The following is a 26,983-nucleotide window of genomic DNA, read 5'->3' as shown; positions in this document are numbered from 1 at the left end:
GCGCAATCTACGTTGCAAGCTCAAGGCTTAAGGGTGGACACGGCTTGCAGCTCCTCCCCCGATGATCAGTCGGGAACCATAACCTCACTGAAAGGCTGTAGTCGAGATACAAGGGTGGACGACGCTTGCCTACGCGGCCCGATCCGTCCACCGCTCTGCAATCGCAATGGTGGATGAAAAGAGCGTCATCCACCCTACGGGGTAAGCGTCTGCTTCCGCCTTATTGCCGCCATAGGTTTCTCTTTGCCAGGTACACGAAGATCGTGAACAGGTGCTCAGGCCGGCGTGGCATCGATGAACATCAATGCCACGCTGATGGTGAGGAACGACAGTACGGTGGCCACCAGCAAGGTCGCACTGCAGCGATCCTCCAGGCCGAAGCGCTGACCGAGGATCGGGAAAATGCTCATCATCGGCGAGCAGGCGAACAGCACACCGACCGTCTTCATGAGCGGATCCACGCCGGGCACCAGCATGAACGCGCAGAGCACCGCCAATGGATGGAAGATCAGCTTGCCGGTGGAAATCCACGCGGCATCGATCCATACCCCGCGCGCTTTCATGCCGAACAACCCCGCCCCGATCACGAACAGCGCCAGCGGCGCCGACACCCCGGCCAGCATGTCGATGGGTTTGAGCAGCAGCGGCGGAATCTCGATGGCCAGCAGCGACACGCAAAGGCCGATGACGATACCGATGATCACCGGGTTTCTCAGCAATCGCCCGAAGGTCATGCGCAGCACGGTCGGCCAGCCGCCGCCCTGCTGCTTGCCCGCTTCGGCCAATACCAGCGCCAGGGGAATCAGCAGCAGGTTCTCGACCAGCATGCCCATGGCCATGCCCAATACCGCAGGCGAGCCGATGGCCGCCGCCACCAGCGGGTAGCCGACGAAGCCGCTGTTGGATATCGACATGCCCATGGCGTTGATCGCTGAGCCGGACAAATTGTCACGGCGCAACCAGCGCGAAACGCAGAACGCCGCCGCGAAGGTCACGCAGGAGCCTAAGGTGTAGGCCACCAGATAACCGGGAATCATGGTCTGCTGGATCGGCGAGGTACCCAGGGTCTTGATCAGCAGCGCCGGCATGGCGAAGGTGATCACGAACGCACCGATGCCACGCACCTGTTCGCGGCTGAGTACGCCACTCATGGCCGCGGCATATCCAAGCCCTATCAGCAGAAAGATCGGCGCAGTGATCTGGAAGATTTGCAGCACGGCTTCAGAATTCCTTATCGCAAACGCCACCGGCATAGTGGCCAGCGCCTTCAGTCACGGAGAGCTCACGTACGTACAGTTGGCTCAGACGGCTTCGGGTACGCCCGAAGTCCTGGTGCGGTGAGCCGCGGCACAGCCGTTCGAGGCTGGACTCGCTGCACAGCAGCAGGCTCGCGCCGGCATCGTACGCGATATCGACCAGGTTGATGAACCGCTGACAGGCATCGGTCGGCTGCGAATCCAGGGTCGGCACCCCCGTCAGGGCCATACGCGGATAGCGCTGCAGCAGCCAGAGGAAGTCGGCGGTGGAATGGGCGTTGCCGCAGAGCTCGGCAAACTCCAGCCAGGCGCGGCCGGGTGCCAATGCACGCACCAGCAGCGGATGGTGATTGACCGCCAGCACCTGGTCGCGGCGCGCCTCGCCACCCAGTGCCAACCACTCCTCCAGATAAGCCAGCCCGCCCGCCGATTGCGGCCAGAGGTATTCCCCCCAACGCTGTCCACTGCCGGACAACTCGCGATAATCGATACCGGCATCCAGCGCCAATACGGTAAAACGCTTTTCGAGCATGTCGATCGCCGGCGTGAAACGCTCGCGGTACAGCGGATTGGGGCACAGCCCGACCGGCGCGTAATTGGAGGTCATCACCAGACCGACGCCCTCCTCGACCAGCACGTCGAGCAGGCGTCGCAGGAGCATGGCGTCGCCGATGTCGTGAACATGGAACTCGTCGAAGCACAGCAGGCGGATGTCCTGTGCCAGCGCGCGGATCGCCAGCACCAGGGGATCCGGGTGACCGGCGAAGGCCTTCATGCGCTGCTGCAGTTCCTGCAGGAAGGCGTGGAAATGCACACGGCGCTTGGCTGCGAATGGCGCAGCGGCAAAGAAGGCATCCATGACGAAGCTCTTGCCGCGCCCCACGCCACCCCACAGGTAAACGCCAGCGGCGGGTTTACGCAGCCAGCCACGACGCCCGGCGCACCAGCCTTGCAGCCACTGCGCCAGGGTATCGATTGCCCGCTGCTGCTCGCTATCGGCGCGAAAGCCACGGGCTTCGAGCGCCGCCGTGAAACCTTGGTGGATACGCTCGCCGATCTGCTCGACGGGCGTATCCGGCCCTCTGTCAAAAGTCAAAAAACACCGTTTCGCCGTCCCCCTGAATGCGGATATCAAAACGATAGGCCGGCTTGCCGTCAACCTCACAACGCTTGGCGACGAGGGTTTCGCGGCGTGACGGCTGCTCGATCAGGTTGAGCACCGGATCCTTGCCGTTGGCCTCGGCCTCATCCTCGAAATAGATACGCGTGTGCAGGTGGATGTTGATGCCACGGGCGAACAGCGAGACGTTGATGTGCGGCGCCATCGGCACGCCGGCAGCGTTATCCACTACACCTGGCTTGACGGTCTGTACCGTCCACTCACTGCCTGCATCGAAAGTGGTGGCGGTACGGCCGAAACCGTTGAAGGCCTTGTCCAGATCGTACTCGGCGTCATAGCGGCCCTGATGGTCGGCCTGCCAGAGTTCCAGGAAGGCATCCCGCACCAGGTGGCCGTTGCCATCGTAAACATGGCCGATCAGGGTGATGTGCTCGCCGGGGGCGCCAGGCTTGGCCATCTGGTTCCAGATTTCCTGCTCACGGGTCGGGTTGCCGGCGGCGGCCAGAGCCAGACCGATATGAACGTAAGGGCCGGCGGTTTGCGAAGCGGTTTCGCGCAAGAGTTCGACAGGCATGACAGGCTCCTCAGCAGTTCTCGAAATGGGTCTTGCGCTGGCCACGCAGCACGATGTCGAAACGGTAGGCCAGGCAATCCATCGGGTTGGCCATGCTCATGTCGAGCTTGGCGATCAGCGTCTGTACCGCATCCGGGTTGGCGATCGACTTGACGATCGGGCACAGCGGGATCAGCGGATCCCCTTCGAAATACAGCTGGGTGATCAGTTTGGTCGAGATCGACGGACCACTGATGGAGAAGTGGATGTGCGCAGGGCGCCAGTCATTGGGGCCGTTGCGCCACGGGTACGGACCCGGCTTGACGGTGCGGAAGCTGTAATTGCCTTCACTGTCGGTCAGCGCACGGCCTACGCCGCCAAAGTTGGGATCCAGCGGCACCAGGTAGCGGTCGTTCTTGTGGCGATAACGGCCGCCGGCGTTGGCTTGCCACATTTCCACGAAGGTATGCGGAATCGGCTTGCCGTACTGATCCATCACCCGCCCGCAAACCAGAATGCGCTCACCGACCGGCAGGCCGCCGTTGTTGAAGTTGAGCAGCAGATCGTTGTCGTACTTGCCCATTTTCAAATGGGTGAAATCCGGCCCGGTGGTTTCCGAAATGGACTGCGCAATACTCACCAGCGCCTGGCGCGGCGAACGTGGGATGGAGGTCTTGTAATCGGGAGTGAAGGCTTTGGGGTGCCAGTTACGATCACGAATGATGAAACGGCTGGTGTCCTCAACAGGCATGACAGGCTCCGGTTATTGAAATTATGGAGTCGACCCGCCAACTGTCACGCCAGTCAGGCGTACGGTGCGGGCTCTGCAGGCCATGATCGCGCAGACGGCCCGTGGAGCCTATTGAAAAGAGCGCACCCATTCATAACCAATAGGTTATGGATAAAGCGTAATTTGATGCTAACCGACACACCCGCAATACGCCGCATTGCACTGGATGACCGCCGCCCAACGTCACCAGTGAGACAGCAGCTCGCGACAGATCCGAAAGGCTAGACCCTAGGCCAGACGGCCACGGTACTCCTCAGCCAACTCGCGCAATGTGTCGCAGCACCAGTGTGATGCCAGCGACAACGGCAAGGCGGCGTTGCTGCAGATCCCCACCGAGCCACCCGGCTCGCGAATCCCCAGGGACAGCTCGGCCAGTTCACCGCTCTGCAGGTCGAGGCGCACGGCATCCAGGGGCGCCACCCAGAGGGCATCGCTGCATTGCACGTAGCGCCGGCTCAGAGCTGGCGACAGCGTCTCCAGACGCTGGCCGGGTTGCGGTACGCCACACTGCACGAACAGACTGTCGGCATAGCGGCGGATGGTGGTACCGGCCAATGGCAACACCAGCGGGTAGTTGCCGAGCTGGGCGAGAGCGGACTCGCCCAGCGCCAGCAAGGGATGCTCCGGGCGCACCACCAGGGTCATGGATTCGCTGTACAGGTGTTCGAAGGTCAGGCCCTGGATTTCCGGGCTGTCAGTCATGCGCCCGACCACCAGATCCAGTTCGCCGACCCGCAATTGCCCCAGCAGATAGGCACTGGGCCCGGTGGCGACGCTGACCACCAGCGCCGCGTGCCGTTCGTGAAGGCGGCGCACCACCTCCGGTATCAGCAGACTTTCCACGGTCGACAGCACACCGACACGTACCTGACCAGCGTCATGCTCACCACTGCGCAAGCTGGCCACCCCGTCACGCAACGCCTGCACGCAGGGGCCGGCATAGCGCATGAAGGCAAGCCCTGCCGAGGTCAGGCTGACGCCCGTCTTGCCACGCTCGAACAGAGAGGCGGCGAGAATCTCTTCCAGCTCCTTGAGTGTCTTGGAGACTGCCGGCTGGCTGACCGCCAACGCATCGGCGGCTTTGGCGAAACTGCGCTGCCGGGCGATTTCGAGAAAGCACGTCAGGTGACGAAATTTGATGCGGGTATCGAGGTTCATGGTCGCGGGACGCTGGTGAGGTCTGCGCAACAGTACCAGAACGCCGCGTTCACGCGCTGGCACGAACCGGCAGGTGTTCGCGATCTTCAACAGCTTCAAGGCTGTACGAAAGCAGGTAATCACGAGTGCACCGGCCGAAACGTTGCAAGCAGCAGCGTTACCAGCACATCTCGAGCGCCAAAGGGCAGATAAGCAATTGTGATCGAAGCGTTTATTAACAGCCTCTCCCTACCACTTTCGGCAGGAAATATTGAACAGGTTAAACGTTATATACCTTTACTGCCGGTACTTGTTTGAGCGATCAAATTAAAGTGCCACTACCTTGCCAAGTACCCATACTTCTTACTTGTCCAAGTTTCTGTCCAGCCCCTGTCCAAGGCAGGTACAGGATGGGTCAACTAAGCATGCCCGCTTAGAAATGACCGCCTGTCGCCCTATGCGGGTGCGAATGCCTGAAAGACACCTCCAAGCCCTCCTGCAAACAGTTGAAAGCTCCAGCCAAAAGCGACTAACGCAGTCGAAAAACCATGATTTCCAGGATACGCGCAGCGAAAACCTGCTGCTTTCCATTAGTTCCTTCCTGTCCGAAGCGGCAGCAAAAATAGCCGAAACTTCTTCTTTCCCTCCTGGGTCATCAATTAGGTGGGAATTAACAACCAGAAAGCAGCTTTTCCTCCTGCCCCAACACGGGATTCAACTGGAAAGACATGCGGCATATTCCCGATAGCGTGCAAGCAAGCAAAACAATCACGGATCAAGGACAGAATAGATCGGAGGATGGTATGGGAAACGCTGTCGCAGCAACACGGTTTGATCAATCGGCATCGATAGAAACAACGCTCAAGCCTCAAACCAAAATTACCAATCTGCACGCGGTGAAAAAGAAAATCCTCTTTGTAAGCCCTGAGCTCGCCGACCTGATCAAGGTTGGTGGCCTGGGTGATGTGTCCGCTTCGCTGCCGCGTGCCATGAGCGCGGATCATGACGTCCGGGTATTGATTCCCGGCTACCGTCAGGTGCTTGAAAGCGGCCACCCCATTCGTGACGTCGGCAGCGTTCCCGGCCATGCCGCCCTGCCCCCGGCACGTGTCGGCTGCATGACCTTGCCCGATGGGCTGATCGTCTACGTATTGATATGCCCCGAACTCTATGACCGTGACGGTACGCCCTACGCCGACAGCCACGGTCGTGACTGGCAGGACAACCACATCCGTTTCGCCCGCCTGGGTCTGGCTGCCGCTGAAATCGCCGCAGGTACCGCGTGCCTCAGTTGGTGCCCCGAAGTGGTTCACGCCAACGACTGGCCTGCCGCACTGACCCCGGCCTACATGAGCTGGCGCGGCCAGAGCACGCCTACCGTGTTCACCATCCACAACCTCGCCTACCAGGGCCTGTGCAGCCTGGAATGCAGTCCGGAACTGGGCCTGCCCTCCTCGGCGTGCGGCCATCAGGGCATGGAGTTCTACGGCCGGCTGTCGTTCCTCAAGGCAGGGCTGGTGTATTCGGATCACGTGACCACCGTGAGCGCCAACTACGCCCGCGAAATCACCACCGAAGCCTTCGGCTGCGGCCTGGAAGGCATGTTGCAGTTCAAGGTACGGCTCAATCAGTTGAGCGGCATTCCCAATGGCATCGACGACAGCTGGGATTCGCTGAACGATCCCCATCTGGTGCAAGGTTTCGACGCCCATGATTGGGAAGGCAAGCGCGTAAACACCCGCCACGTCGAGCAGATGTTCGGCCTGGAGCCCAGCGACGGCCCGCTGTTCGCCGTGGTGTCGCGTCTGGTGCAGCAAAAAGGCATTGATCTGACCCTGCAGATCGCCGACGCCATCGTCGCCGAGGGTGGCCGTATCGCCATCATCGGCCGTGGTGAAGAACACCTGGAAGAAGCAGTGCGCGAGCTGGCCCGCCGTCACCCTGGACGTATCGGCGCCAATGTCGGCTTCAATGAAGCCGATGCCCGCTGCATGTTCGCGGGTAGCGACTTCCTGCTCATGCCTTCGCGCTTCGAGCCGTGCGGCCTCAGCCAGATGTACGCCCAGCGCTTTGGCTCGCTGCCTATTGCCAGAGCTACCGGCGGCCTGGCCGATACCATCGAGGACGGTGTCAGCGGTTTCCTGTTCAACGAAACTACCACCGAGAGCTACCTGGAAGCCGTGCGTCGGGCGATGGCGGTTTACCGCAATCCGCAACTGCTCAACGCCATGCGCGCCCGTGCGATGGCATCACCGCTGTACTGGAGGCAGTCGGTGGAACCCTACGCGGCGCTGTATCGCAAGCTGCTGGCCGCGAAGAAGTCGGGTGGGAAATTGGTGTGATGGTAGAAAAAAAGCGACGATACGGCGCCTGGCTGGACGAGGACGGTCAAACCCATTTTTCCCTTTGGGCGCCAGACGCCAAAAGTGTGGCGGTACAACTGCAGGACGCTGAGCAGCATGCGATGGCGGCCACTGAAGATGGCTGGTTCACGGCAACGCTATCGATAGGCGCCGGTAGCGATTACCGCTACCTGATCGATGACAACCTGCTGGTGCCCGACCCGGCTTCGCGCTGGCAAGCCAGCGACGTACACGGCCCAAGCCGTGTAGCCGACCCCAAACGATACGCCTGGCGTACCAGCGACTGGCAGGGCCGCCCCTGGCAGGAGACGGTGCTCTATGAACTCCACGTCGGCACGCTGGGCGGTTATAAAGGTGTCGAAGCCAGGCTGCAGGCGCTGAGCGAACTCGGTATCACCGCCATCGAACTGATGCCCCTGGGTGAGTTTCCCGGTGGCCGCAACTGGGGTTACGACGGCGTTCTGCCTTTCGCTCCGGATTCCTCTTACGGCACGCCCGATGAACTGCGCGCACTGATCGACCGTGCTCACGAACTGGGCCTGATGGTCTTCATCGATGTGGTCTACAACCACTTCGGCCCCGACGGCAATTACCTGGGGCAGTACGCCAGCGATTTCTTCCGCAAGGACGTGCACACCCCCTGGGGCCCGGTCATCGATTTCCGCCGCCGCGAAGTGCGTGACTACTTTCTCGACAACGCCCTGATGTGGATACAGGACTATCGCGTCGACGGCCTGCGCCTGGACGCGGTACATGCCATCGACGAGCGCGACTTCCTGCTCGAACTGGCGGATCGGTTGCACGCTTCGATCCCTTCGACGCGCCACCTGCATCTGGTGCTGGAAAACGAGAACAACGACGCCGAACTGCTGCAACGAGGCTTCGTCGCCCAATGGAACGACGACGGCCATAACGTGCTGCACCATTTGCTGACCGGCGAACACGAAGGCTACTACGCCGACTTCGCCGAGGATGCCACCCACAAGCTTGCTCGCTGCCTGCGTGAAGGCTTCATCTACCAGGGTGAAACCACCCGTCACGGCACTGCCCGCGGCAGCAGCAGCGGACACCTTCCCCCAAGCGCTTTCGTGCTGTTCCTGCAGAACCACGACCAGGTCGGCAACCGCGCCCTCGGTGAACGTCTGCTGGCGCTGGCCGATACCGATGCCTTGAAGAGCGCCACAGCCCTGTTGCTGCTCAGCCCGATGATTCCGCTGCTGTTCATGGGCGAGGAATGGGGCTGCGAGCAGCCGTTCCAGTTCTTCACCTCGCACAACGACGAACTGGGCGAGGCGGTGCGCAAGGGTCGGCAAAACGAGTTTCGCGAGTTCTCGAGGTTTTCCGGCCTGGCCATTCCCGCCCCCAACGAAGCTGGCACATTCGAGGCGTCCGTACCCGATTACGCCGCACGCAACACGCCCGCAGGGCAAGCCTGGGTGGCCTTCTACCGTGAGTTGCTGACGCTGCGCCATGAACACATCGTGCCGCGCCTGCAAGGTAGCCAGGCGCTGGAAAGCCGGGTACTGGGCGAAGCGGCAGTGGCTGCCAGCTGGCAGTTGGGGGATGGGCAGATTCTGCGTATCGACCTGAACCTGAGCGACGCCGAAGTTGCGACTCAAGCTCACGAACAGGCCCGTACATTGTTTACCTACCGTACGGATGCAGGTGCCGATCGCCTGCTACCGCGCAGCATCCGGGTTCTGCTGGAGGGCGCAGCATGAGCGATGCACGCCTTGCCGATCTGAGCAAAGCCGCAGGCTTGAGCGTCGACTGGATCGACGCCGATGGCCGCGCCCAATCAGTCACCTCGGAACACCAGCGTCGCCTGCTGGAAGCCTTGGGTTATCCGGCGCAAAGCAGCGAGCAGATCGAAGACAGCCTCGGCCAGCTGCAACACCGCCAGGACACCCAGGCTCTCGGGCCACTGGTGACTCTCGACCAGCAGGAAGCGCTGGATCTGACCCGCTATTTCCCGCCAGGCACCTCCTTCGAACTCGAGTTGGAACAGGGCGAACGCCTCGAAGGCCGCCTCGATGGCAGCGGGCGCCTGCCCGTTATCGGCATCACCGGTTATCACCGCTTACGGATTGCCGGTGGCGAAGTGACGCTTGCCGTTGCCCCAGCGGCGTGCCCGAGCGTGGCCCAGTTGGCCGGGCGTGCGGACGCGAAAATCTGGGGCCTCAGCGCGCAGCTCTATTCGCTGCGCCGCCCTCGGGATGGCGGCCTGGGCAACACCCAGGCACTGGAATCCCTGGTGCGCAGCGCGGCCAGGCATGGTGCCGATGCCGTGGCGATCAGCCCGGTGCATGCCATGTTCAGCGCCAACCTGCATACCTACAGCCCCTACTCGCCTTCCAGCCGTCTGTTCTTCAACGTACTGCATGCGGCGCCGGGCAGCGTTCTAGGCGAGGAAGCCCTGCAACGGGCGATCAGCAGTTGTGGTCTCGGTGAAGAACTGGCGCGCCTGGAAAGTCTCGACCTGATCGACTGGCCTGGCGTGGCAAGTAGCCGAATGCGCATCCTGCGTCAGTTGCACGCCGACTTCAGCCAGGACGCCCATCCGCTGCGCGCCGACTTCGAGGCCTTTCGTCGCGAGGGCGGCGATGCGCTGCATCAGCACTGCCGTTTCGAGGCGCTGCGCGGTTTCATGGATCTCAACGGGCTGCCGGTGGATTGGCGCGTATGGCCCGAACAGTATCGTGATCCGGCCAGCGAAGCTGTTACACAGTTCTGTGATGGCCACGAACAGGAGATCGAATTCCACACCTTCGCCCAATGGCTGATCGCTCGCTGCCTCGACCGTGCCCAAAGCAGCGCCCGGGATGCCGGCATGGCCGTAGGCCTGATCGCAGACCTGGCCGTGGGCGCCGATGCGTCGGGCAGCCAGGCCTGGGCGCGGCAGTCGGAGCTGCTGCAAGCGGTAAGCGTCGGCGCACCGCCGGACATCCTCAATCGCTCCGGGCAGAACTGGGGCGTTTCCGCATTTTCGCCCCAAGGCCTGCAAAGCAATGGCTTTCGCGCCTACATCGAAATGCTGCGTGCCAACCTGGCCCATGCCGGTGGTATGCGTATCGACCATGTGATGAGCATGCGCCGCTTGTGGGTGATCCCTGACGGAGAAGCGCCCGGGGCCGGTGCCTACCTCAATTATCCGTCCCAGGATCTGCTGCGCCTGTTGTGCCTGGAAGCCGAGCGCCATGGCGCACTGATCATCGGCGAAGACCTCGGCACCGTGCCCGATGGCCTGCGCGAAGAGCTGGCCCGGCGCAACATTCTGGGCATGCGCGTGCTGCTGTTCGAGCAAAGCAACGGCCACTTCCACGCGCCGACGCATTGGCCACGGGACGCCCTGGCGACCACCACCACGCACGATTTACCGAGCATCCGCGGCTGGTTCGCCTCACGCGACATTGATTGGCGCCAAACCGCGGGCCACCGCAGCGACGACTACACCAGACAGGATCACGACTTGCGCGCGCACGAAACCCGGGCGCTGCGTCAGGCCTTGCAGCAGCACGGTCACGTCGCTTCAGACGAAACGGACGACGAGCAACAGCAGTTGGACGCCAGCATCGCCTTTATCGGCAGCACGCCAGCACCGCTGGTGCTGTTGCCCCTGGAAGATGCCATGGCCACCACCGAGCAACCCAATCTGCCGGGCCCGGGAGACGATCACCCGAACTGGCGCCGGCGCTGGCCGGCGCACGCCGAAGACATGCTCGAGCAACCTGCGGTCAGTCGCCGTCTACAACGTTTGCAGTGGGCACGTAATCGGGTCGAGGGCACACGCCATGACTGAATTACGCGCCAGCGTGCGCCTGCAGTTTCACAAGAGCTTCACCCTCGACGATGCCGTGCCCCTGGTGGATTACTTCGCGCGCCTGGGCATCAGCCACATCTACGCCTCGCCGCTGCTCACCGCACGACCGGGTTCGATGCATGGCTATGACGTGGTCGACCCGACCCGCGTCAACCCGGAGCTCGGTGGCGAAGCTGCTCTGCAACGCCTGGTCGCAGCGCTGCGCTCCCGGGGCATGGGACTGATCCTCGATATCGTTTCCAACCATATGGCGGTAGGCGGCGACGCCAACCCCTGGTGGCTGGATGTGCTGGAATGGGGCGCCAACAGCCGCCACGCGAAGTTCTTCGATATCCACTGGCAATCCCCCGACCCGCTGCTGCGCGGCCAGTTGCTGGTGCCCTTCCTGCGCAGCGACTACGGCGAAGTGCTGGCGGCGGGCGAAATCGAACTGCACTTCGATGCCGAACGTGGCCTGCTCTACGCCAAGCACTACGACCATCGGTTCCCGCTCAACCCACCGACCTATGGCGACGTGCTGCAACGCAGTGAGCACGCCGAGCTGCAGGCCCTGGGCAACCGTTTCGCGGCGCTGGATGACAGCCAGGACAGCCAACGCCAGGCGCACACCCTGTTCCGTGAACTGCTCGCCCTGGCCGGCAAGACCGGTGGCGCCGTCGAGCGTGCCATTGCCAGCCTGCGGCCCAGCGAGGAGCACGGCTTCATGGCCCTGCACCAATTGCTCGAACGCCAGCACTATCGCCTGGCCAGCTGGCGCACGGCGGCGGACGACATCAACTGGCGGCGCTTCTTCGACATCAACGAACTGGGCGGCCTCAAGGTCGAGCGCCATGAGGTGTTCGAAGCGACCCACGCGAAGATCTTCGAGATGATCGAAAACGGCCTGGTCGACGGGCTGCGTATCGACCACGTCGATGGTCTGGCCAACCCGCGTGCGTACTGTCGCAAGCTGCGTCGCCGCGTCGAGCGCCTGCTGCCACAGAGGCCCGCCGAATTGCGTGGCAGCCGTTTCCCGATCTACGTCGAAAAGATTCTCGGTGAAGGTGAACAACTGCCTCACGACTGGGGCGTCGACGGCACCACCGGCTACGAATTCATGAACCAGGTTTCCCTGCTGCAGCACGCTCCCGAAGGCGAGGCCGTGCTGGCCCAGTTGTGGAGCGAGACCAGCGGCCGTGGCGCCGACTTCATGGAGGAAGTGCGCCAGGCCCGGCAACTGGTGCTAACCACCTCCCTGGCCGGCGATCTCGAGGCGCTGGCCCAGGGTCTGCTGCTGATCGCCCGGGACGATATCGCCACCCGCGATCTGACCCTGGGCGCCATTCGCCGTGCCTTGCTGGAACTGATCGTGCACTTCCCGGTGTATCGCACCTATGTCTCTGCGGCAGGCCGCAGCGCCAGCGATCAGGCGGTTTTCGATCAGGCGCTGGAAGGCGCGCGCAACACGTTGGCAGAAGCCGACTGGCCGCTGCTCGAGCACCTCGACAACTGGCTCGGCGGTCAGGTGCTGTCCGAGCGGCCACCGAGCCCACAGCGCAAACTCTGGACGAAGATGATCGAGCGCTTCCAGCAGCTCACCTCTCCGGCTGCCGCCAAGGCCGTGGAAGACACTGCCTGCTATCGCAGCGCCGTGCTGCTGTCGCGCAATGACGTGGGTTTCGACCCGCAACAGTTCAGCGCGCCGGTCGACGCCTTTCACCAGGGCTGCCTGCAGCGGGCCCGGCACTTCCCGGCCAACCTGCTGACCACCGCGACCCATGACCACAAGCGCGGCGAAGACACCCGTGCGCGACTGGCGGTACTCAGCGAGCGCGCCGAATGGTTCGCCGAACGCTGCCGACACTGGCGCGAACTGGCGGCACCGTTGCGCGAAGAACTCGATGACGGCACCGCGCCGTCGCCAGGTGATGAACTGATGCTGCTGCAGATCCTGCTGGCCTGCTGGCCGCTGGATCTGCCAGCGGATGACGCCGCGGGTCTGCAGGCATTCACCGAGCGACTGATCGCCTGGCAGGAAAAAGCCGTGCGTGAGGCCAAGCTGCGCAGCACCTGGAGCAACCCCAACGATAGCTACGAAAGTGCCTGCAAGACGTATCTGGAGAAGCTGCTCGGTAGCGAAGAAGGTGCCGAGCTGCGTAATGAGATCCGCCTCGCCGCTGCCCGGATCGCCCCGGCCGGCGCGCTCAACAGCCTGGCGCAGAGCCTGCTGCGCATGAGCGTACCGGGCGTGCCCGATCTGTATCAGGGCTGTGAGTTCTGGGACTTCTCCCTGGTCGATCCGGATAACCGCCGCCCGGTGGATTTCGCCGCTCGCCAGCAGGCGCTGGACAGCAACGCGTCGATTGCCGAGACGCTGCCGCACTGGCACGACGGCCAGGTCAAGCAGGCACTGATCGCTGCAACCCTCACGGCCCGCAAGCAGCACCGACGGTTGTTCGCAGAAGGCGACTATCAGCCACTCTGCGTGACAGGACGCCATGCCGACAAGGTACTCGCCTTCCTGCGCAACCATGGCGAGACCCACCTGCTGGTGGTCGTGCCACGCCTGGCCGCCTCGCTACTGGGCGACAGCCAGACGCCACTGATTACCCATGACCAATGGGGCGACACCCGCATCGCCCTGCCATCGGCGCTGTCCGGCAAGGCTTTGTACAGCGTTTTCTGCCCTGCCGCCCCATTACCGAGTGACTGCCATATCGCGCTACGCGACGTACTGCGCGATGTCCCTGTCAACCTGCTGATCGTCTCTACCCAATCTCAGGAGTCACCCCCATGAGCGCCAATGAAGAACGCATCCGTGAATTCGCCTACCAGATCTGGGAATCCGAAGGGAAACCCCATGGCCAAGCCAAACGTCATTGGGAAATGGCCACCAAGCTCGTTGAAGCCGAGCAGACGCCCGCCAAGGCCACGGCCAAGCGCGTGAGCAAGCCTAAAGCTGCCGCCACCGAGCCAGCGCCCGCCGCACCGACCAAGTCGCGTGCCCGCAAGACGGCTCCGCCCGAGGCAGAGAAGCCAGCCTTGCTCAAACCGGCCAAGGCGCCGACCAAAGCCAAACCGACCGCCCCCAAGCCCACCACCAAGAAGCCCAAGGCCTGACACCAGGAGCCCCCCAGAATGAGTCATCCACGCTCGCGTATTACCGAAGGTCACCCCTTTCCTCTGGGGTCGACCTGGGATGGTTTGGGCGTCAACTTCGCGCTCTTCTCGGCCCACGCCACCAAGGTCGAGCTGTGCATTTTCGATCCCGACGGCCTGGAGGAGATCGAGCGCATCGAACTGCCGGAGTACAGCGACGAAATCTGGCACGGCTACCTGCCCGATGCGCATCCGGGGCTGATCTACGGCTACCGCGTGTATGGCCCTTACGAGCCGGAAGCCGGGCACCGCTTCAACCCCAACAAACTGCTGATCGACCCCTATGCCAAGCAACTGGTGGGCGAATTGAAATGGTCGGAAGCACTGTTCGGCTACGAGATCGGTCATCCCGATGGCGACCTCAGTTTCGACGAGCGTGACAGTGCGTCCTTCGTGCCCAAGTGCAAGGTCGTCGATCCGGCGTACACCTGGGGCAAGCATCGTAGCCATCGCGTGGATTGGGACAAGACCGTGCTGTACGAAGCGCACCTGCGCGGCCTGACCATGCGTCATCCGGCGGTGGCCGACGACAAGCGCGGCACCTTCGCCGGGCTGATGAACGCCGATGTGATCAAGCACATCCGCAAGCTCGGCGTTACCTCGGTAGAGCTGCTGCCCATCCATGCCTTCGTCAACGACCAGCACCTGCTGGAAAAAGGCATGAACAACTACTGGGGCTATAACAGCATCGGCTTCTTCGCGCCGCATCCGCGCTACCTGGCCAGCGGGCACATCAACGAGTTCAAGGAGATGGCCGCGCACCTGCACGATGCCGGCCTGGAGCTGATTCTCGACGTGGTCTACAACCATACCGCCGAAGGCAACGAGCTGGGCCCGACCCTGTCCATGCGCGGTATCGACAACGCCAGTTATTACCGGCTGATGCCCGATGACAAGCGTTACTACATCAACGATTCCGGCACCGGCAACACCCTGGATCTGAGCCACCCCTGCGTGCTGCAGATGGTCACCGACTCGCTGCGCTACTGGGCCAGGGAAATGGGTGTGGACGGTTTCCGCTTCGACCTGGCGACCATTCTTGCCCGTGCCCATGACGGCTACGACGAGCGCCACAGCTTCCTGGTCGCCTGCCGCCAGGATCCGCTGCTGAGCAAGGTGAAACTGATCGCCGAGCCGTGGGATTGCGGCCCCGGTGGCTATCAGGTCGGTGGCTTCCCGCCGGGCTGGGCAGAGTGGAATGACAAATTCCGCGACAACGTGCGCGGTTTCTGGAAAGGCGACGAAGGTCAGCTGGCCGAGCTTGCCAGCCGCCTTACCGCATCCGGCGACCTGTACAACCAGCGCGGTCGGCGGCCGTTCACCTCGGTGAACTTCATCACCGCCCACGATGGTTTCACCCTCAATGATCTGGTGTCGTACAACGACAAGCACAACGAGGACAACGACGAGAACAATCAGGACGGCAGCAACAACAACCTGTCCTGGAACCACGGCGTCGAGGGGCCAACCGACGACGAGGAAATCAACGACCTGCGCTTCCGTCAGATGCGCAACTTCATGTCCACCCTGCTGCTGTCGCAGGGCACGCCGATGCTGGTGGCCGGCGATGAGTTCGCCCGCACCCAGCACGGCAACAACAACGCCTACTGCCAGGACAGCGAAATCGGCTGGATCGACTGGAACCTCGGTGAGCAGGGCAAGCAACTGCAGGCCTTCGTCAGCCGGCTGATCAAGCTGCGCATGAACTATCCGATCCTGCGTCGCGGGCGCTTCTTCGTCGGCGCCTACAACGAAGAGCTGGGCGTCAAGGACGTGACCTGGCTGGCGCCCCACGGCGAGGAGATGAGCGAGGAAAACTGGCACGACCCGCACGCCCGCTGCCTGGGCATGCTGCTCGATGGCCGCGCTCAGCCGACCGGTATTCGCCGCAGCGGCGCCGACGCGACCCTGCTGCTGGTGGTCAACGCCCACCACGACGTGGTCAATTTCCACCTGCCGGAAGTCGCCCAGGGCAGCCACTGGACGTGCATGCTCGACACCAACCGCACCGACGAGCCGGAAGACGAAGTCTTCCAGTTCGGCAGCGAGTTCACCATGACTCATCGCTCGCTGGTGCTCTTCGAGCTGCACAAGGAAAAGCCGGTATGACACACAGCGGCGGCTTTTCAGCGGATCGCCTCGGCGCTCTACTAAGCGAGCTGCCGCTACCCGCACCGATCCAGCCCGAGGCCCTCGCGCAGGCATTGCAAACGCTTTGCCGCGCCGATCTCGACCAGTTACCGCAGCCTGGCAGCGGCCAGACGATGCACCGCTGGCAGGCGCTGGCCGCGGTCGCTGCACATGACCTGAGCCTGTGCAAACTCTACGAAGGGCACACTGACGCGCTGGCGATCATGCAGCACTTCGCTGCCAACCCACCGCCCGCGGACAGTACCTGGGGCATGTGGGCAGCCGAACCGCCGCAGGCGCGCGTCAAGCTGGACGCCGAGCAAAGCGACGGCAGTGTGCGCCTGCATGGACGCAAGGCCTGGTGCTCCGGCGCGAAGGTGCTCAGCCATGGGCTGCTCACCGCCTGGAATACCCGCGGCGAGCAGCAACTGGTCGCCGTCGCATTGCAGCAGCCTGGTGTGCACATCACAGACCAGGGCTGGCAGGCGATCGGCATGCAGGCCACGCAGAGCGTCGAAGTGTTGTTCGAGGAAGCCCGCGGGTGGCTCGTAGGCCCAGCCGACGGCTATCTGCAGCGACCAGGTTTCTGGCAAGGCGGCGCGGGTATCGCGGCCTGCTGGTATGGCTCGGCACAGACCATCGGCGAGGCGTTGCGCAGGCACTGTGCCCGGCACGATGAACCCCATGCCCTCGCCCACCTCGGCGAGGTGGACAGTACGCTGCTGGCGGCTGCCAGCGCACTGCACGACTGCGCCCGCTGGATCGACGAAAACCCACAGGCCAACGCCGAGTTACCGGTGCGTCGCGTACGTGCCTTGTGCGAAAGCAGCGCCGAGACCGTGATTCGCCATGTCGGCCGTGCGCTGGGCGCCGCCCCGTACTGCCGAGATGCCGCGCTCGCCCGGCATCTCGCCGACCTGCCGGTGTTCCTGCGACAGAGCCATGCCGAGCGCGATCTGGCCGCCCTCGGCAGCCTCACAGCGCGACAACAACAAGGGAGCTGGATGCTATGAATGCCAACCCGATTCAAGGACAAGGCACCTCGCCACAAGCCTGGAAAGCGTCACGGCACCTGGCACGGGTGGCCGATATCGACTGCGCGGAGCTGGTGCCGGCCGGGTCACGGGCGGTGATCGTTTCGCCCCATCCGGACGATGAAATCCTCGGTTGCGGAGGCTTGCTGCAACTGCTGGCTCGCGAACAACGCCAAGTCCTGCTGATCTCGGTTACCGATGGCGGTGCCAGCCACCAGGGCTCGCGTTACTGGACACCGCAACGGCTGAGCATCGTACGCCCGCTGGAGACCGCCGACGCGCTGAAGCGCCTGGGTCTGCCACTCAACCAGATGCAATGGATACACGGTGGCTTTCCCGATACCGGGGTAGCCACTCAGGAAAACCAACTGCGCGATTTTCTCAAAACCTACCTGCAATCCAGCGACGTGGTGTTCACCACCTGGAGCGAGGATGGCCACAGCGACCACGAGGCCGTAGGCCGTGCTGCCCTGGCGGTGGCTCGGGAATGTGGCGCGCGCGTGCACGAGATACCCGTATGGGCCTGGCACTGGGCCAACCCGGAAGACCCGCGCATTCCGTGGGCTCGTGCCCGCAAGCTACAGCTGGATAAATGGGCCCAGGCGCGCAAGCGTCACGCCATACAGGCCTTTGCCAGCCAGTTGTACAGCGATCCGGATACCGACCACGAGCCGGTGCTTTCGGCCATTACCGTGGAACGCCTGCAGCAACCATTCGAGGTGGTGTTCTTATGAGCGTCGCAGACAACTACTTCGAAAAGCTCTACAAGGGCAGCCAGGATCCCTGGTCGTTCCGCGAGCGCTGGTACGAGCAGCGCAAGCGCAACCTGACGCTCGCCGCTCTGCCACGCAGCCATTACGGCAGTATCTTCGAACCGGGTTGCGCCAATGGCGAGCTCAGCGTCCGTCTGGCGGAACGCTGCACTCAGTTGCTGTGCAGCGACACCTCGGCCATCGCCCTGGAGCTGGCCCGCAACCGCCTCGAACACCGCAGCAACGTGCGTCTGCTGCAGACTCGCCTGCCCGAACAATGGCCGCCAGGCAGCTTCGACCTGATCGTGCTCAGCGAACTGTGCTACTACCTGGACGAGCAGGATCTCGACCAACTGATCACCCGTGCCCGCGCTGCGCTCAACCAGGGCGGCAACCTGCTCGCCTGCCACTGGCGCAGGCCCATCGACGAATGCCCACTGACCGGTGATGAAGTACACGAGCGTCTTCACCAGGGTCTGGGGCTGCCGCACCTGCTCCGTCACGAGGATACCGACATGCTGCTTGAGGTGTGGGGTACCCAGTCGACTTCCGTGGCACAACGCGAGGGGCTCGCCCCCGGCGATGGACATGAGTTGCCAGCATGATCGGTATCGTCATTCCCGCGCACAACGAAGAGCTGTCTCTCGACCAATGCCTTGGTGCGGTACTGGCTGCTGCAGCTCATCCCGACCTGGCCGTGCCGGTTCGCATACTGGTGGTGCTGGATAGCTGTAGCGACGGCTCTGCCAGTATCGCGGCCAGCTATCCGGTCGATACCCTGACGCTGCAAGCACACAATGTCGGCCTGGCGCGGGCTGCAGGCATCGAGTGGCTGCTGTCTCACGGCGCCACCTGGATCGCGTGCTCCGACGCCGACAGCCACGTCGCGCAGGACTGGCTGGTGCGCCAGCTGGATCTGAATGCCGACATGGTGTGTGGCACCGTGCAGATCGCCGAATGGGGCGACCTCGGCCAGGCAGTACAGACGCGCTACGAAAGCGCTTACCAGGCCCGCGACGGACACCGCCACATCCATGGTGCCAATCTCTCCTTCAGCGCCGCCTGCTACCGCCGCGCGGGCGGGTTCAAGGCAATCCCGGTCGACGAAGACGTGCAACTGGTGGCGGCCTTCGAGCGTATTGGCGCGCGCATCGCCTGGAGCTGCCTGCCGCAGGTGTACACCAGCGCGCGGCTGGACTGCCGAGCCCGAGGTGGCTTCGGCGACTATCTCAAGTCCCTGCTTTAGCACCGAACAAGCCCGAGCGCCCGCCGTCCAGCCGGCAGAAACCTTGAACCCCACTCTGTCCTTCCAGTCGGAATTTAACGACGCCTGGAACGCATACGGCTACCCAGGCGCCTCGCTGAACCAGCTCGACCACCGACCAGGAGGACAGAATGAAAGTCAGCGATATCATGACCCGCGGCGTGCAAACCATCACGCCAAGCCAGACCATCCACGAAGCGGCCGCGATAATGGCGCGCATCGATTGTGGTGCCCTGCTGGTCAATCAGGACGATCGCCTGATCGGCATGATCACCGACCGCGACATCGCCATTCGCGCTGTGGCCACCGGTATGCCGGGCGAAACGCCGATCTCCGAAGTGATGAGTGGCGACATCCGCTACTGCTTCGAGGATGAAGACCTGCAGCATGTCGCCCGCAACATGGGCGAGAACAGGGTGCGCCGCCTACCGGTGCTCAGCCGCGAGAAGCGGCTGGTTGGCGTGATTTCCCTGGGCAATATCGCTCAGGGCGGCGACAACGATGCCAGCGTAGCCCTGCTGCGCAGCGTCACCGGGGCTCACTGAGCCATGGGGCGAAGGCAGCCGGTTGCGTGTGCGAACGTTCGCACAGGTAGCCTGCCGGCCGGTGCCCATCATGTCGGTGCACACCCTTGAACCGTATCCATATCGGCATCTCCGGCTGGCGCTACGCGCCCTGGCGTGGCGATTTCTATCCGCCCGGGTTGCGCCAGCGCGAGGAGCTGGAATTCGCCTCCCGCGCAGTCAGCAGCATCGAGATCAATGGTTCGTTCTATGCCCTGCAGACACCCGAGCGTTATGCCGGCTGGGCCAGCGAAACACCGAGCGGTTTTCGCTTCGCGGTCAAGGCGCCGCGCTATATCACCCACATACGCCGCTTGAACGATGTGGCCACGCCAATCGCCAATTTCTTCGCCTCCGGCCCGCTGCAACTGGGCGACAGGCTGGGCCCGATTCTCTGGCAATTCCCGCCGAGCATGGCTTTCGACGAGCAGCGCTTCGCCGAATTTCTCGCCCTGCTGCCGAAAGATACCGAACAGGCGCAGCGCTGTGCGCGCGCAGCGGATCGCCACAGCGAGGGCAGCCTCGAGGTGACCCATCACCAGCGCCTGCAGCATGCCGTGGAAATCCGCCATGACAGCTTCCGTGACCCAGCCTTCATCGCCCTGCTGCGCAAGCACAAGGTCGCCCTGGTGTTCGCCGACAGCGGCGGCAAGTGGCCCTACGCCGAAGACCTGACCAGCGACTTCGTCTACCTGCGCCTGCACGGCAACGGCAAGCTCTACGAGAGTGGCTATGACGAACAGGCGCTGGATCACTGGCACCAGCGCATCGCCACCTGGAGCCGCGGTCACCACCCCGGCGACGCGCAACTGATCGACAAACACAAGCCGCGGGCACGGGCCTCGCGTGACGTTTACTGCTATTTCGACAACGACCTCAAGGTACGCGCGCCCTACGACGCCTACTCGCTTTTACAGAAGTTCGATCTGGCCGAGGCTCTACCCAACGCCCCCGGCCGGTCGCCAGGAGCTCCCTCATGACCACCCTCCAACCCGCCCCGACCGAATTGGCCAGCGCGGTACATTCGCTGAAGATTCTCACGGTCAACACCCACAAGGGTTTCACCGCGCTGAATCGGCGTTTCATCCTGCCGGAGCTGCGCGACGCGGTGCGCACGCTGTCGGCGGATATGGTGTTCCTGCAGGAGGTGCACGGCACCCACGAACACCATGCCAAGCGCTACGAAGACTGGCCGCCGACGCCACAGTACGAGTTTCTCGCCGACAGCATGTGGCCGCAGTTCGCCTACGGGCGCAACGCCGTTTACCCGCACGGCGATCACGGCAACGCGCTGCTGTCGAAATTCCCCATCCTGCGCCACGAGAACCTGGATATCTCCATCGGTACCCAGGAGCAACGCGGCCTGCTGCACTCGGTACTCGACGTGCCGGGCCACGCCGAAGTGCACGCCATCTGCGTGCACCTTGGGCTGCGCGAAATCCATCGCAAGCAGCAGCTCGACCTGCTGTGCAAGGTGCTCGACCGACTGCCCGCCGATGCCCCGGTGATCGTCGCCGGGGACTTCAACGATTGGCGCAAGCGCGCCGACGGGCTGCTGGCCGCCAGCGGCTTGAAAGAGGCTTTCGTCAGCGAGCACGGCACACCGGCCAAGAGCTTCCCCGCGCGCTGGCCGCTGTTGTGTCTGGATCGCATCTACGTGCGTAACGCAACGACTCACCACCCGCAGGTGCTGTCGACTCGCCCCTGGTCGCACCTGTCGGATCATGCACCGTTGGCTGTGGAGATACGGCTATGAAGTACGACTGGCGTGATGGCAACCAGGTCGATTTGCTGATCAATGGCGAGGATTTCTTTCCGGCCGTGTTCGAGAGCATTCGCAATGCGCAACGCGAAGTGCTGCTGGAAACCTTCATCATCTTCGAAGACAAGGTCGGCATGGAGCTGCAGGAAGCGCTGATCGCCGCGGCGAAAAATGGCGCCCGCGTGGAGATCACCGTGGACGGTTACGGCACCGCCGACCTGACGCCGCAGTATGTCGCCGCACTGGTCGAGGCCGGTGTGCGCGTGCATATGTTCGACCCAGGCAAGCGCCTGCTGGGCATGCGCACCAACCTGTTCCGTCGCCTGCACCGCAAGATCGTGGTGATCGACAGCGAAATCGCCTATGTCGGCGGCATCAACTTCGGCGCCGACCACCTCGATGACTACGGGCCGATGGCCAAGCAGGACTACGCGGTACGCGTACGCGGCCCGATCGTCGCCGACCTGCATGCCGCCAGCGAGCGCCTGCTGGAAAGCCGCGACGACCGCCAGGTGGCGTTGCGCCGCAGCAATCAGCCGACCCTGCAGCGCCACGCCGGTAACAGCCGCCTGTTGATGGCCGTGCGTGACAATGACACCGATACCAACACCATCGAACAGCACTACCTGGACGCTATCCGCAATGCCCAGCACCGGCTGGTGGTGGCCAACGCCTATTTCTTCCCGGGCTATCGCCTGCTGCGCGAACTGCGCAACGCAGCGCGGCGTGGGGTCAAGGTCACGCTGATCCTGCAGGGCCAGCCGGACATGCCGCTGGTACGCCTGTGCTCACGGCTGACCTACAACTACCTGCTGCGCGACGGCGTGACCATCTACGAATACTGCCAGCGTCCGCTGCACGGCAAGGTGGCACTGGCCGATCATGAATGGTCGACCGTGGGCTCCAGCAACCTGGATCCGCTGAGCCTGTCGCTGAACCTGGAAGCCAACGTGATCGTCCGCGACCCGGCGCTCAACCGCCGCCTGTACGAACACCTGATGGAGCTGGCTACCTCCAGCTGCAAGTCGGTGCCGCTGAAACGGGTGATGCGCGGCTACTGGTGGCGCGCGCCGCTGATCTTCCTGTGCTTCCACTTCCTGCGCCATTTCCCGGCCATCGCCGGCTGGTTCCCGGCGCACTCTCCACGGCTCAAGCTGCTGCAGCCGGAAGTCGAAAATCCGCCGTGCAGTACTTTGCAGGTCGACCAGGAGAAAGTCTCGTGAGCGCGCCCGACGACAAGCAAGGCAAGCCCGTGTGGCGTTGGGCCAAACGCCTGCTGACCCTGTGTTTCTTCATCCTGGTGCCGGTGTTGCTGTTCGTGCTGGTCAAGAATCTCGACTGGCAGGAGGTCAGCAAGGCGCTGCGCGGTTACAGCGGCGGTATTCTGCTCGCAGCAGTCGGCGTCTCGGCGCTGAGCTACGCCGTGTACTCGAGCTTCGACCTGATCGGCCGCGCCTACACCGGCCACAAACTGCCGGCGCGGCAGATCCTGCCGCTGACCTTCGTCTGTTATGCCTTCACCCTCAACCTCAGTTCCTGGGTCGGCGGCGTCGCCCTGCGCTATCGCCTGTATTCGCGCCTGGGGCTCAAGGTCTCGACCATCACCCGCGTATTGAGCATGAGCCTGATCACCAACTGGCTGGGCTACATCCTGCTGGCGGGAGTGCTGTTCACCTTCGGCCTGCTGGAGCTGCCGGAAAGCTGGAGCATCGGCGCCACCGGGCTGCGCATCATCGGCCTGGCTTTGCTGGCGGTGGGGATCGGCTATCTGCTGGCCTGCCAGTTTTCCAAGCGCCGTACCTGGAGCGTACGCGGCCATGAACTGACCCTGCCGGCACTGCCCATGGCTTTGTTGCAAGCGGCACTGGGCGCGCTGAACTGGTCGCTGATGGCGCTGATCATCTACCTGCTGCTGCCGGAAGAAGCCTTCTACCCGATGATTCTCGGCATTCTGATGATCAGCAGCATCGCTGGGGTGATCACCCATATCCCTGCCGGGCTGGGTGTGATCGAGGCGGTGTTCATCGCCCTGCTGCAGCACCAGATGCCCAAGGGCAGCATCGTCGCCGCGTTGATCGGCTACCGGGCAATCTACTTCCTGCTGCCCCTGGCCGTCGCCTGCGTGGTGTACCTGGTGCTGGAGAAACGCGCGAAGAAGCTGCGCCGGAACAGCAACCAGGAAACCTCCGCAGAGAGTACCGATCCGGCCTGAGGCCGTGGGCATGTTAGGGTCTGTTGACGTTTCCGCACGACCGCGCCGGAGCCTAGCCTTGCGTCAGCGGCCGCAGTGCCGCGACCAGGGCCGGCGATGCCCGATACAGCGGCACATACCCGCGCAGCAGCACCTGCGCCGTTCGCCGATAAGCCGCACTGCTGATCTGCAACTTGCCCTCGTGCTCACGCGCCACCACGGTAGTGGCGAGAATGCCGGCGGGGTTTTCGATGGCCACTTCGATATCGGCGAACTCGCCTGACGGCGCTTCGAGCCCTTTGGCGACCTGCCAGGCCACCGAGCCCGGAATCAATGCCGCAGCCGCCAGACAGCAACCGCCGGAAACCGCCATCGATGCATGCAGAACCTGCGGCGTGAAATAGCGCACCGAAAGGTTACCGTCCGCTTTGGGTGGCCCAACGATACAGACCTTTGGCTGGGTTTCGCTGCGTGCCAACTCGTCGGCCGTCATCAACTCACCGTCGCGGCGACGCAGCCTCATGCGCAGGCCCGCCTCCACCCACACACGGCGCAAGTCGGCCATGAACGCCTGATCGCTTTGCAGTTCGGCGAGCGGCTCGTGGGCGGTCTTGCCGAAATCGCTGGCCAGAGCGATGACCATCGGCACCGCCACATCGACGCAGGACACCGCACGCCCGTCGATCCGCTCGACGACCTGGCCGGTCGGCAGCAGTTGCCCTGTCTTGGCACCCACGGGGTCGTGCAGGAACAGGTCGACGGAGGGAAACTCACCGTCGACGCCAGGAATCGCTGCCGTGACCAGGGCACCATCGGCAGCACGACCGATACGCCCGGTACTGAGTACGCCGGTGTTGCTATTGCGAATGCCGATATCGCGGGCCTCGCCCGGCGCGGCCGTGACCAGGCCGACATCCAGCGCCCACAGCGGCAAGGCGCTGGAAAGATTCCCGCAATTGACGCTCCAGTCGACTGCCGCGTGATCACCGGCCAACTGCGCCAGGGTGCTGACCAGTCGCTCGCCGTCGCTGGCAGATTCCCAATCGACGAAAAACACCTTGTTGCTGGTTGGAGCGCCGCGGCCAAGACCGGTGATCTGCCGATTGCCGGGTTGCGAACCACTCAGCGGCACGCCCATCAGATGGCGCAACAGCTCTTCACGCAACGCCGGGTCAGCAGGCGCGAACGGCTCCCAGAGCACCAGGCCGGTGGAGGTTCCGCCGCGCACGTGATGTACAGGAAACTCGATCAGGCCATCACGCAGGCGGGGCTGGAATTCGGCAGACTGCAACATCCGCATCGGTGTTTCCTCATGCTCGGGTGGGTGCCTATCTTAAAAGCTGCTCACGATCTTTGCTTAGTCGGCAAACAGGAACCCGTATCCGTATGATCGGCAGCAGTTCGTTGGGTGGACGACACTTCACCTGCGCGGCCCGCCCCGTCCACCGCTCTGCAATCGCGATGGTGGATGAAAAGAGCGTCAGCTACGCGCCCGATCCACTGGAGCAGTTTCGCCGGTTGTGTCTGCGCCGCTCTTTTCATCGATCATCGCGGTGTCCGCCCGAAGTGCGCTTCGACGGCGTAGCGGTTGTTTGCCAGCCAGCCTCGGCGTGAATGGCTTGGTGGCTAGGGAGATTCCAAGCGCCGCGCAAGGCTTGCAGCGCATCATCGATATCCTTTTCCGGCACCGCCGCAAAGCCGAGTACCAGGCCGGCACGCTCATTCTGCGGCGTATTACTGTCGGGCAGCCAGTAGGCGCTGAGTGGATTGATCTCGACGCCAACGGCGGCGGCCCCGGCAACCAGCTCGCGCTCGCGCGCCAGGCTTTCGCAACGCACGCTCACATGCAGACCTGCCTGTACTTCGGGCAGCGACGCGCAGCCCGGCACGGCCCATGGCCAGCCTGCAAGCAAGGCATCGCGGCGCGCGCGGGCGGCATTGCGCATGCGGCGGATATGCCGCTGGAAATGCCCGGCGGCGATGAACTCGGCCATCACCGCTTGGGTGCCGATTTCGCAATGGCGCATATCCACGGCGCGACGGCGGGCGAAGGCACGGGCCAGCCTGGGCGGCAGTACCAGATAGCCGAGGCGCAGGGCCGGAAAAGCGATCTTGCAGAAGGTGCCGACGTAGAGAACGCGCTGCGCGCGATCCAAGGCGGCCAGCGGCGCCAGGGGCGTGCCGCTGTAGCGGTACTCGCCGTCGTAATCGTCTTCGATGATCCAGGCCTCGTTGCGCTCAGCCCAGTCGAGCAGCGCCAGGCGCCTGGACAGCGACAGCGTTACTCCGGTCGGATACTGGTGCGAAGGCGTGACATAGACCAGTCGGCAGGCCCCTGCCCGCTCCAGCGCCGCGACATCCAAGCCGTCGGCATCGATGGCAATACCCCGCAACCGTGCACCGGCAACGGTGAAGGCATGGGCGGCGGCACGGTAACCCGGGTCTTCGACGGCCACCGGGTCGCCCGGCCCGATCAGCAGTTGCGCGCACAGACTGATTGCCTGCTGCGCACCGCAGGTAACGATGATCTGCGCCGGATCGCACTGCAGCCCACGGCTACTGCGCAGGTAGGCAGCGATCAATTCGCGCAATTGCGGGTCGCCAGCCGGATCGCCGTAGCCCAGCCGCGCCGGCGATGGCCTGCGCCAGAAACGCGCCGAGAGCCGCGCCCAGGTCTCGAACGGAAACAGATCGAAGGCCGGCACGCCGACGCGAAAAGCCCGTGGCGCCCCCGGCAACGGCGACGGCAGGTGGTGCTCGTCAAGCAACTGCAGCGCGGCACTCGTAGCGGTGCCAGGCGTTTCGGCAACTGGCGCCTCTGCCACCGCGGCGATATCGGCCACATAGGTGCCATCACCGACGCGCCCCTGCACGTAGCCCTCGGCGTAGAGCTGATCCAGCGCACGGTTCACGGTATTGCGTGACACGCCCAGACGCTCGGCCAACTGCCGGCTGGCTGGCAAACGTGTGCCACCGGGCAAGCGACCATCGAGCATGCGTTCGCGCAGAGCCTGGTAGAGCTGACGAGCCAATCCCCTGCCAGGCTGCAGACGCAGGCCCGACAGATCGACCGGCAAGAGTGCTGAAGACGCCATGAATTGGCCCCATTA

General features: G+C 63.6%; 22 protein-coding genes. 15 read left to right on the top strand and 7 right to left on the bottom strand.

From position 1 onward, the window contains the following. Nucleotides 1-275: 275 nt before the first annotated feature. The 5 genes from DNK06_RS21545 to pcaQ all read right to left on the bottom strand — a co-directional run bounded on the left by DNK06_RS21545 (nt 276) and on the right by pcaQ (nt 4,877). Nucleotides 276-1,217 carry an AEC family transporter gene (locus DNK06_RS21545; RefSeq protein ID WP_131182042.1) on the bottom strand — a complete coding sequence of 314 codons (942 nt, stop codon included), beginning with the start codon at nt 1,215-1,217 and terminating at the stop codon, nt 276-278. 4 nt (nt 1,218-1,221) lie between these two features. Next, nucleotides 1,222-2,352, bottom strand: a complete 1,131-nt coding sequence (zapE, locus tag DNK06_RS21540) for a cell division protein ZapE (RefSeq protein ID WP_131182041.1) — start codon at nt 2,350-2,352, stop codon at nt 1,222-1,224. Next, nucleotides 2,342-2,950, bottom strand: a complete 609-nt coding sequence (pcaG, locus tag DNK06_RS21535; protein ID WP_131182040.1) for a protocatechuate 3,4-dioxygenase subunit alpha — start codon at nt 2,948-2,950, stop codon at nt 2,342-2,344. The genes zapE and pcaG overlap by 11 nt, the downstream gene beginning before the upstream one ends. A 10-nt stretch (nt 2,951-2,960) precedes the next feature. Further along, nucleotides 2,961-3,680 carry a protocatechuate 3,4-dioxygenase subunit beta gene (gene pcaH, locus DNK06_RS21530; RefSeq protein WP_131182039.1) on the bottom strand — a complete coding sequence of 240 codons (720 nt, stop codon included), beginning with the start codon at nt 3,678-3,680 and terminating at the stop codon, nt 2,961-2,963. 267 nt (nt 3,681-3,947) lie between these two features. Continuing rightward, on the bottom strand, nt 3,948-4,877 hold the full coding sequence (gene pcaQ / locus DNK06_RS21525) for a pca operon transcription factor PcaQ (RefSeq protein ID WP_131182038.1): 930 nt from the start codon (nt 4,875-4,877) through the stop codon (nt 3,948-3,950). A gap of 782 nt (nt 4,878-5,659) precedes the next feature. Between pcaQ and glgA the strand changes: the two genes are divergently transcribed. The 15 genes from glgA to DNK06_RS21450 all read left to right on the top strand — a co-directional run bounded on the left by glgA (nt 5,660) and on the right by DNK06_RS21450 (nt 23,894). Beyond that, a complete protein-coding gene (glgA, locus tag DNK06_RS21520) occupies nt 5,660-7,198 on the top strand; it encodes a glycogen synthase GlgA (protein WP_131182037.1) in 1,539 nt (512 codons plus the stop codon). Next, nucleotides 7,198-8,940: a malto-oligosyltrehalose trehalohydrolase gene (gene treZ / locus DNK06_RS21515; RefSeq protein ID WP_131182045.1), complete on the top strand. Its 1,743-nt coding sequence runs from the start codon at nt 7,198-7,200 to the stop codon at nt 8,938-8,940. Before glgA ends, treZ begins: the two co-directional genes overlap by 1 nt. Then, complete coding sequence (malQ, locus tag DNK06_RS21510) at nt 8,937-11,018, top strand: 4-alpha-glucanotransferase (RefSeq protein ID WP_131182036.1); 2,082 nt, start codon at nt 8,937-8,939, stop codon at nt 11,016-11,018. Before treZ ends, malQ begins: the two co-directional genes overlap by 4 nt. After that, complete coding sequence (locus tag DNK06_RS21505; RefSeq protein ID WP_131182035.1) at nt 11,011-13,815, top strand: malto-oligosyltrehalose synthase; 2,805 nt, start codon at nt 11,011-11,013, stop codon at nt 13,813-13,815. The genes malQ and DNK06_RS21505 overlap by 8 nt, the downstream gene beginning before the upstream one ends. Further along, nucleotides 13,812-14,138: a DUF2934 domain-containing protein gene (locus DNK06_RS21500; protein WP_131182034.1), complete on the top strand. Its 327-nt coding sequence runs from the start codon at nt 13,812-13,814 to the stop codon at nt 14,136-14,138. The genes DNK06_RS21505 and DNK06_RS21500 overlap by 4 nt, the downstream gene beginning before the upstream one ends. Nucleotides 14,139-14,156: 18 nt before the next feature. Beyond that, nucleotides 14,157-16,286: a glycogen debranching protein GlgX gene (gene glgX, locus DNK06_RS21495; protein WP_131182033.1), complete on the top strand. Its 2,130-nt coding sequence runs from the start codon at nt 14,157-14,159 to the stop codon at nt 16,284-16,286. After that, on the top strand, nt 16,283-17,320 hold the full coding sequence (locus tag DNK06_RS21490) for an acyl-CoA dehydrogenase family protein (RefSeq protein ID WP_131182032.1): 1,038 nt from the start codon (nt 16,283-16,285) through the stop codon (nt 17,318-17,320). The genes glgX and DNK06_RS21490 overlap by 4 nt, the downstream gene beginning before the upstream one ends. Next, a complete protein-coding gene (locus DNK06_RS21485; RefSeq protein ID WP_131182031.1) occupies nt 17,317-18,075 on the top strand; it encodes a PIG-L deacetylase family protein in 759 nt (252 codons plus the stop codon). Before DNK06_RS21490 ends, DNK06_RS21485 begins: the two co-directional genes overlap by 4 nt. After that, a complete protein-coding gene (locus DNK06_RS21480) occupies nt 18,072-18,698 on the top strand; it encodes a class I SAM-dependent DNA methyltransferase (RefSeq protein WP_131182030.1) in 627 nt (208 codons plus the stop codon). The genes DNK06_RS21485 and DNK06_RS21480 overlap by 4 nt, the downstream gene beginning before the upstream one ends. Continuing rightward, nucleotides 18,695-19,339 (top strand): glycosyltransferase family 2 protein, encoded by a 645-nt coding sequence (locus DNK06_RS21475; RefSeq protein ID WP_131182029.1) that lies wholly within the window; start codon nt 18,695-18,697, stop codon nt 19,337-19,339. Before DNK06_RS21480 ends, DNK06_RS21475 begins: the two co-directional genes overlap by 4 nt. A 149-nt stretch (nt 19,340-19,488) precedes the next feature. Beyond that, a complete protein-coding gene (locus DNK06_RS21470; protein ID WP_131182028.1) occupies nt 19,489-19,902 on the top strand; it encodes a CBS domain-containing protein in 414 nt (137 codons plus the stop codon). 86 nt (nt 19,903-19,988) lie between these two features. Then, nucleotides 19,989-20,900: a DUF72 domain-containing protein gene (locus tag DNK06_RS21465; RefSeq protein ID WP_131182027.1), complete on the top strand. Its 912-nt coding sequence runs from the start codon at nt 19,989-19,991 to the stop codon at nt 20,898-20,900. Continuing rightward, nucleotides 20,897-21,676: an endonuclease/exonuclease/phosphatase family protein gene (locus DNK06_RS21460; protein ID WP_131182026.1), complete on the top strand. Its 780-nt coding sequence runs from the start codon at nt 20,897-20,899 to the stop codon at nt 21,674-21,676. The genes DNK06_RS21465 and DNK06_RS21460 overlap by 4 nt, the downstream gene beginning before the upstream one ends. Continuing rightward, nucleotides 21,673-22,905, top strand: coding sequence for a cardiolipin synthase ClsB (clsB, locus tag DNK06_RS21455; RefSeq protein WP_131182025.1), 1,233 nt, complete (start codon nt 21,673-21,675; stop codon nt 22,903-22,905). Before DNK06_RS21460 ends, clsB begins: the two co-directional genes overlap by 4 nt. Next, the gene (locus tag DNK06_RS21450; RefSeq protein ID WP_131182024.1) at nt 22,902-23,894 is read left to right on the top strand and encodes a lysylphosphatidylglycerol synthase domain-containing protein; all 993 of its coding nucleotides are present in this window, start codon (nt 22,902-22,904) and stop codon (nt 23,892-23,894) included. Before clsB ends, DNK06_RS21450 begins: the two co-directional genes overlap by 4 nt. 52 nt (nt 23,895-23,946) lie before the next feature. Here DNK06_RS21450 and DNK06_RS21445 read toward each other — a convergent pair whose 3' ends face one another. Further along, a complete protein-coding gene (locus DNK06_RS21445) occupies nt 23,947-25,173 on the bottom strand; it encodes a PrpF domain-containing protein (protein WP_242674753.1) in 1,227 nt (408 codons plus the stop codon). A 238-nt stretch (nt 25,174-25,411) separates the two neighbouring features. Then, nucleotides 25,412-26,968: a MocR-like pyridoxine biosynthesis transcription factor PdxR gene (pdxR, locus tag DNK06_RS21440; RefSeq protein ID WP_131182023.1), complete on the bottom strand. Its 1,557-nt coding sequence runs from the start codon at nt 26,966-26,968 to the stop codon at nt 25,412-25,414. Between the last annotated feature and the right edge of the window lie 15 nt (nt 26,969-26,983).

Origin of the sequence: Phytopseudomonas daroniae, from assembly GCF_004327285.1 — a bacterium.
Lineage (GTDB): Bacteria > Pseudomonadota > Gammaproteobacteria > Pseudomonadales > Pseudomonadaceae > Aquipseudomonas > Aquipseudomonas daroniae.
Note: the sequence above shows the minus strand (reverse complement) of the source record. Positions and strands in the feature narration are given on the sequence as shown.